The following is a 7,599-nucleotide window of genomic DNA, read 5'->3' as shown; positions in this document are numbered from 1 at the left end:
TGCAGTAGCTTCTCAGTCGATGAAGAGAGCTCTCAAGTGCATAATAGTTCAAGAGTGTTACGATAGCAAAGGGAGAGGTCAGCCGGAGATTCTTGAGAAGGCACGGGCCTGTGAAGCATATGGAGCGGAAGTAGCACAGTTGACAGTCGGCCCCGAACTCTTCTATTATTTTCTGTTGCTGCTCGAAGAGACTGGATTCTTTAATGCTTCGCTCTATACCCCGTACGCAATTGCTGGAATTGAAACGTTGGGCTACGAGATCGTGGAGCAGTCTCAAAAAATGATAGGAAAGAATCCTGATTACGTACTGGCAACGCATGCGGGGGGAGGCAATCTCACAGGAACCGCCAGGGGTATTCTTAAGGCTGGAGCAGACACCACTGAAGTCATAGGCGTGAGTGTCGATCTCTCCGGTCTTCATATGGCAAGCGATTATGACTTCAATAGAAAGTCCTTTACAACAGGTCATACGGGATTCGGTATTCCCTTCGCAGTCCTTCCCGACAGATCTGATGTTCCAAGAAATGCTGCGCGGGCCTTGAGATATATGGACAGATATCTTCTCGTTACGCAGGGCGAGGTTTTCTATGTCACCGAGATGCTTGCAAGACTCGAGGGTTTGCAGCGCGGCCCGGCCGGCAATACCAGTTTGACCGCTGCAATTGCTCTCGCCAAAGAATTGCCCGAAGAGAAGACGATAGTTGTTCAGGAGACCGAGTACACAGGAGCCGGCAAATTGCCAAGCGCCCAACTGACCTTTGCCAGAAACAATGGAATCGAGATCATCCGCGGTGATCCGATTGCCCAAGACTCTCCCGGCAGGACGATATCTATTCCCGAAGACTACTCACAGATCGCCTATAAAGATGTGAACATGACCGAACTAAGAAAATCTTATATAAAGCAGCTTCTGAAACAGGGGGTTACGCTGATCGAGAGCGACTACGATTACCTCTCCGCAGAACTGAAGATCAGTGTGGCCGAAGCCAAGCAGTTGGTTAAGGAGGTAAGCGGCAATGTCGATCCAGAGAAATGATGATTTCGAAGATAGAAGCTTACATCTGCGAAATCTTTCGGATGAAGAGCTTGACAGACGATTCTGGGAACTTGCAGAGAGAATTGTGGAACCCCTGATTCAACTTGCAGAGACCAATACCAGCCCTTCGATCGAACGCTCAGTGCTCCTAAGAATGGGACTGGACAGCTTCCAGGCAGGCGCGATTGTCACCAAGGCCAGCGAACATGGTTTGCTGGGTAAGGGAGCCGGAAACCTTGTAATCAATTATGCAAGAAGCAACTCGTTGACAATTGAGCAAGCCGTCGAAGATCTCGCGACCGGAAAGGGTTGGGAACAGTTGGCCTCTTCTTTCAGAGGGGGTGGACGAAATGCTGCCCGTTAACGAGAAGCTCAAAGTCGAAGAGATATTGAAAGATCTGGAGCATTACGTTCCGAAGAGAAAGGGTTGGACCTGGAGGAAGAGCCTTCCGCAAGGTACGAAGGTCGACGGTTTCAATTACGACGAGATTTCGGAACCTCTCGCGAACAGTATCGGTCTTCCCGCTTCTCACTATTTCGATAACATAGATCCGCAACCCGATTCCGTAATAACTTCCGAAATAGCGTCAGGTAGGTTTGAAGACGACATAAGAAGGATGAGAATGGCCGCCTGGCACGGAGCAGACCACATTATGGTCATCAGGACGCTCGGTCAGAGTCATATAGACGGCCTGATCGAGGGAACTCCCGAGGGAATCGGAGGAATCCCGATAACCAGGAAACAGCTAAGAGCTACGAGAAAGGCTCTCGACATCATAGAAGAAGAAGTCGGCAGACCGATTAACTTCCATTCTTATGTAAGTGGGGTGGCCGGCCCGGAGATTGCAGTTCTCTTTGCAGAAGAGGGAGTGAACGGTGCTCATCAGGATCCTCAGTACAACATCCTTTACAGAGGGATTAATCCCGTCAGGTCCTTTGTAGACGCAGCCGTTGCAAAGAAGATCATGGCTAGCGTCGACATGCTTCAGATAGACGGCGCTCACAACGCGAACGCCTCCGCGAAGAGGGCCTGGAAAGTCATGCCTGAACTTCTGGTTCAGCACGCAATCAATTGCGCTTTTTCCGTGAAGGCAGGTATGGAGAAGGGTTCGATAGCTCTTTCGACGGTTCCGCCAGTCGTTTCTCCGGCTCCGGAATTCAAACTGAATTTTGTCTATGCTCTGACTCTTCGCGAGCTTTTCAAAGAGTACAGGTTCAGAGCTCAAATGAATACGAGATATATTGAATCCGATCTCATCGATGCGACCAGAATTCACGTTCTTGACACTCTGATTTCCAGATTGACAAGAGCAGACATCCAGTCGACCATTACTCCCGATGAAGGCCGGAATGTTCCCTGGCACATAAACTCGATAAGGGGAGTCGAGACCGCAAAGCACACCCTGATAGCTCTCGATGGAATCAAAGACCTATTGAAGGTCAACGAGGAGGTTGTCAGACCAAAGATTCGTGAGATGAAAATGCGGGCAATCCTCATGATGGAAGAGATTCTCGAAGTTGGGGGATACTTTGAGGCCGTAGAGAAGGGCTTCTTCGTCGACAACGGACAGTATCCCGAGCGAAATGGAGACGGGATAGCAAGGCAAAAACACGGTGGAATTGGGGCGGGCAGTGTCGTTCCCAGAGACCCCGAGTATTTTGCGCCAGTGTCCGAGCACTTCGGATACAACAATATTCCCGATGGCCTGTCCTCACCCGATCAGCCGATAGGCGGCTGTACACTCCGGGACAGATCAAAGATTAAGTACATAGACGAACTGGATGAATCTGACAACGTCAATTTAAGGATTTCTCAGCAACTGCTGGATAGAGACAAGGGCCTTATAAGTCCCGAGGTTGAATGGTGGGGCGACGGATGGATTCAACTGGATATGACGGTCCCCGACGATCCCGATCATTCGGAAGCGGCAGCTTTGGAGATTGCAAAAAGGATGGGCTTCACAGACGCATCCGTAATAAGCAAGACGGTGCTGCACCCTGTTGAAGGTACATATCTTGAATTGAAGGCAAAGGTTCCATTCAAGATCGAGAGAGACTCTCTTAAACTGCCTGAAAAGCCAGATTTGCTGACTGAAGAGGAAATCACTTCTTTTGTCCAAGAACATCCTATGCGAGTCGTTGCAGGAACTGTAGGCAACGATGAACACTCTGTCGGAATAAGAGAGATTCTAGATATCAAGCATGGCGGAATAGAGAAGTTCGGCTTCAAGTACACCTATCTAGGAACAAGCGTTAGTCCCGAGAAGTTCATTGATGCGGCCGTTGAGACAGGCGCGGAAGCTATTCTCGTCTCAACGATCATCACTCACAACGAGGTTCATGTGAGTAATATGACTAAAATAGCTCAACTCGCCGTTGAAAAAGGTGTTCGGGACAAAGTCTTCATTATTTCAGGAGGAACTCAGATCACAAACGACCTCGCAGTTGCTTGCGGAATGGACGCTGGATTTGGACGTGGCACAAAAGGGATTCATGTAGCTTCATTCCTTGTGAAGAAGAAACGAGCACTTCTTGGATAAGATCCAGTAACATCGAAGGCGGCATATGCCGCCTTCTTTGCGTTATACTTGAAAAGATGAGCGAACAGATAGAGAGACTAATTGATAGAACTATAGATGAGATCAGAGAATTGACTGAGAACGGGAGGCTCACTGTTGCCTTTTCGGGAGGTCTGGATTCTACTCTTGTGGCCTTCCTGGCTTCGAAGGCTCTTGGAACCGATAAAGTGAAGCTTGTCAATGTCTGTTTCGGTCCTTACTCTTACAGCAAAGGGCTTGAAATAGTGGCGTCACTGGCAGATAAACTGGGTCTTAGACTTGAATTCACTCCAGGTTACGAGGCTCAAGAAAGAGTCTGGAGAACCGGCCCCTCCTGCAACAGATGTACACGCCTTGCTAAGCTGCCCGCAGTGAGAGGCGGGGTTATCGGCCTAATAGCGACAGGAGCAAATCAATCCGACAGTTGGGGGAAGACCGGAATCGTGATCAAAGACGGCTTCTATGCGCCACTGAGAGAGTGGACGAAGGATCAGATTAATCTGGCCTTGACGAATTCCGGAATTGACGTTCCGAGAATTGGAGAGGCACCTGTAAGGGAAGGCTGCAAGCTTAAACACTTGTTGAAGATTATGGCAAATCCCTCATTCCACGGCTATTCTGTCGCGATCGCAAATGAAGTCCTCCTGGACGAGCTCGAGGACTTCGATCATTTTCTGGCGAACGTCAAAATAATCGGCCCTCTCTCGAAAAACATCGCATTAGTCAATGTCAGTCCACTTCCGTCGCTAGAGAATAGAACAAGAATCACCAAATCTCTGGAAGAGATTGATTCGATTGATGAAGTAAGATGGGTGGAGGAACCTGCCGTTCTGAAGATAATGGCAAATCCCGGATTGTACAATAGCCCTGAAGCGAAGGAATGGGTTTTGAACGGAAGATTGGCCCCGGAGTTTTCCTTTCCGATTCAGGCCAGATGGGTGAAGTCAAAGAACAACCGGCTCGAGACATTTCAGGTTATAGATTGCTGGAGGTTGAAACATGATTCGGCTAATAGTGATTGATCTTGATGGCACGTTGCTGGATAGCGAGAAAAAGATATCTAGAGAAAATGAAGATGCGTTAAGACTGGCCCTTGATATGGGTGTGGCAGTTTCAATATCGACTGGTCGAAGCTATGTTTCAGGCCACGAGTATGTTGAACAGCTGGGAATAGATGTTCCTGTTTCCTACCAGAATGGGGCACTGGTCACTTTCGGCCACGAAGACGAGATTGAGATTATCTCGAAATCTCTCCTGGAAGCGAGCCGTGCAAGATTGATCTATTCCAGAGCAAAAGAGAAATCTTTGAACATCCTTGTCTTCTATGATTTCTTCACACTGCCGGATATTTCCACAGTTGGCCCTTCCGATTCCCCCTATCGCGAATACTATAAACATAACAAGTACAGAATGATCTTTGAAGATGATCCTCTGTCACGAATTTCAGATGAAGGGATTCCCGAGATCGCACTTGAGGGCAAAGAGGGAATCATCAAGGAATTTCTCTATGAGTCCAATTCGCATCTTGATAACGTAACTGTTGTAAAAAACGATAGCTTAGAGGGACATGCCTTTTACGAGTTTTTTGGACCGGGTGTTGGAAAGGAGAACGGACTTGAGCATGTTCTCGACTACCTGAATCTCGACTGGAGTAGTGTTGCCTACATCGGCGACAACTTCAATGATCTGGAAATACTGAAAAAGGCAGAACTTCCCGTGGTTATGGCAAACGGACCAGACGAGGTCAAGAGACACGCGGCGCTGGTGACCACCCGAGATAATGATAACTCCGGTGTTTCAGAAGCGATCAACAGCATTCTCAAGATCCGGGGTGATAAATAGTGGTCCTGATACTCTTTTCGGCGGTACTTACGGCGCTCGCAATGCCAGGGATGCTCTGGGGTTACCTGATCTGGGTTGCATTGATTCCATTCTTCATAGCGATGAAGGAAGTAACACCTCTAAAGGGCGCTTTAAGAGCCTTTGTGTGGGGCTTAGTGTATCTGCTTATCACTCACTACTGGGAACTGCCCGTTCTCACAGTGAACGTTCCCGAGGTATTGAACTCATTCCCCAATTTCATCGGAGTAGTCGTGTACTTTTTGATGGGTCTGGTGATTGCCGTTCCATTCCTGGCGTTTGGCTTCATTTATGGCCTTTACCAGAGGTTATTCGACAGGTACCCTGTTCTTCTCGGGCTCTTTGCTGCTTCATTCTTCACGGTTATTGAGTACTTGAGAGAGATCGGCCCGCTGGGATTTACCAATGGAAGGTTATCCGATGCGCTACTCAGTAATCAGCTGGGAATTTCTCAGCTATTCGTTATGGGAGGACCGCTATTATTGGTCTTCGTAATCGTTTTCATCAACCACTACCTCTCGCATCTGTATCTAGAAAGAACGAGAGATAGAGCCGTGCTGATCATAGTATCTGTCGCGTTGATTGCTCTTGCTAATTCCATAATGAGCAGTTTCATCCCGATTCCTCATTCATCCAACAAATATGAGAGCACAATTTATGCTCTACAGACAAACATTTCGATGCAGATGAAATATTACCAGCCCCCTGAAGAGACTCTCAGGATTGTATCGAGAGCATTGCGAGAGATACCTGAGGGGTCTTTAGTCGTAATGCCTGAGGCGACCTTCATGAGCGATATAAGAAGCAATTCTACCGGAAACCAATTGCAAGAGATCGCTAGAGAGAGGGATTTGAAGATCCTGGTCGGCTTTCCAACATATAACGACGACAACTTCAATCAGGTAAGATTCGTAGACGGCGAGGGCTTCTCAGAGGAGTTCTACGCGAAAGTTCAGTTAACTCCGTTTGTTGAATTTCTTCCCTGGCCCAGGGTCTTCGGTGTTTTCAGTTTCCTGAAATTTCTTGACTACTTTGATCCTGGCGAAAAATATACAATTTTTTCCGTCGACGAACATAGGATTGGCGCTCAAATCTGTTTTGACTCCCTTTACAGCAACGTTGCCAGAAGACTCACTCAAAACGGAGCAACTGTATTAGTTACAGCAACTAACGATGGTTGGTTCAACTTCTCGACGGCTCTCCAACAACATCTTTCAAAAAGCATAGCAAGGGCGATCGAAAACCGGCGATACGTAATTCAAGTGTCTAACACGGGAATCTCTGCCGTAATCGATCCATACGGGAGAATAGTCAAGCGTTTGCCGTCATCTAAGGAACTCTCAGCCGAATATGTAATCGGCGAATTCGAGTATCTTCCAAGGGTGACCACAACCCCTTACACCAAATTCGGAAACTGGTTTTTCTGGTTCTCGCTTCTGCTAGGAATAGCTTTGATAATACTTGGAGGTGTTGTTCTTTGAATTACACTGAAAACGCGAAAAAGATCCTCGAAAGCTTCAACAGAGTGATAGTCGTAGGCTTTTCAAAGAATGCAGAAAAGGCCGCCAACTACGTTCCGACTTATCTTATCGAAAAAGGCTATCGCATCGTTCCCGTAAATCCAAGTATGGAAGAGTACAGCGGACTCAAAGTATACCCAGACCTCGAAGCAGTCGTGTCAGACGGGGTTGAACTCCAAGTCGTGGATATCTTCAGACCTTCAGAAGAGGCAGAAATCATTGCTTTGAAGGCGATACAACTTGGAGCCAAGGCCATTTGGCTCCAGAAGGGAATAAGAAGCGAGAAGGCGGCCGAGGCTGCCGCAGAGAGAGGAATCCTGTACGTAGAGGACCTCTGTATGTTCGAAGAACACAGGAGAATATCGGTTTGAACGTGCTGAGAACCGTCGTTGGTGGTACGTGGTTGGTGGTCGGCAAGTGCTAATAAACAAATAAGAGCACAATCACGACCGGAATGATTCGGGAAAACCATCCGGGGACGCAAGCTGGCTTCGGCAGGAGACCTTCTCAGGTTAACCGTCAACAGTCCACCGTCCTCCGAATCGGAAATTCTGGCGAAGATTGTTCAGGGAGGCAATGCCCACTTCGTCTGGGAAGCTTTTGTTGGGTTCAACGTTGTCTTTAT

7 protein-coding genes are annotated in these 7,599 nt (G+C 47.9%); all 7 read left to right on the top strand.

What is annotated here, in order from left to right:
* The coding region (locus ENN47_07495; protein ID HDP78012.1) for a PLP-dependent lyase/thiolase at positions 1–1,036 on the top strand (1,036 nt) is incomplete at its 5' end.
* Positions 1,017–1,400 (top strand): ornithine aminomutase, encoded by a 384-nt coding sequence (locus tag ENN47_07490; protein ID HDP78011.1) that lies wholly within the window; start codon positions 1,017–1,019, stop codon positions 1,398–1,400. The genes ENN47_07495 and ENN47_07490, both read left to right, overlap by 20 nt.
* Positions 1,387–3,576, top strand: a complete 2,190-nt coding sequence (locus tag ENN47_07485; protein ID HDP78010.1) for a LuxR family transcriptional regulator — start codon at positions 1,387–1,389, stop codon at positions 3,574–3,576. Before ENN47_07490 ends, ENN47_07485 begins: the two co-directional genes overlap by 14 nt.
* Before the next feature lie 56 nt (positions 3,577–3,632).
* On the top strand, positions 3,633–4,616 hold the full coding sequence (locus ENN47_07480) for an ExsB family protein (GenBank protein HDP78009.1): 984 nt from the start codon (positions 3,633–3,635) through the stop codon (positions 4,614–4,616).
* Positions 4,594–5,436, top strand: a complete 843-nt coding sequence (locus ENN47_07475) for a Cof-type HAD-IIB family hydrolase (GenBank protein HDP78008.1) — start codon at positions 4,594–4,596, stop codon at positions 5,434–5,436. Before ENN47_07480 ends, ENN47_07475 begins: the two co-directional genes overlap by 23 nt.
* A complete protein-coding gene (gene lnt / locus ENN47_07470) occupies positions 5,436–6,935 on the top strand; it encodes an apolipoprotein N-acyltransferase (protein HDP78007.1) in 1,500 nt (499 codons plus the stop codon). The genes ENN47_07475 and lnt overlap by 1 nt, the downstream gene beginning before the upstream one ends.
* Positions 6,932–7,345 carry a CoA-binding protein gene (locus tag ENN47_07465; GenBank protein ID HDP78006.1) on the top strand — a complete coding sequence of 138 codons (414 nt, stop codon included), beginning with the start codon at positions 6,932–6,934 and terminating at the stop codon, positions 7,343–7,345. Before lnt ends, ENN47_07465 begins: the two co-directional genes overlap by 4 nt.
* Positions 7,346–7,599 lie beyond the last annotated feature (254 nt).

The sequence above is a fragment of the Mesotoga infera genome, assembly GCA_011045915.1.
Classification (GTDB): Bacteria; Thermotogota; Thermotogae; order Petrotogales; family Kosmotogaceae; genus Mesotoga; species Mesotoga infera_D.
The sequence above is the reverse complement of the archived record's forward strand: the minus strand, read 5'-3'. Positions and strand labels throughout refer to the sequence as shown.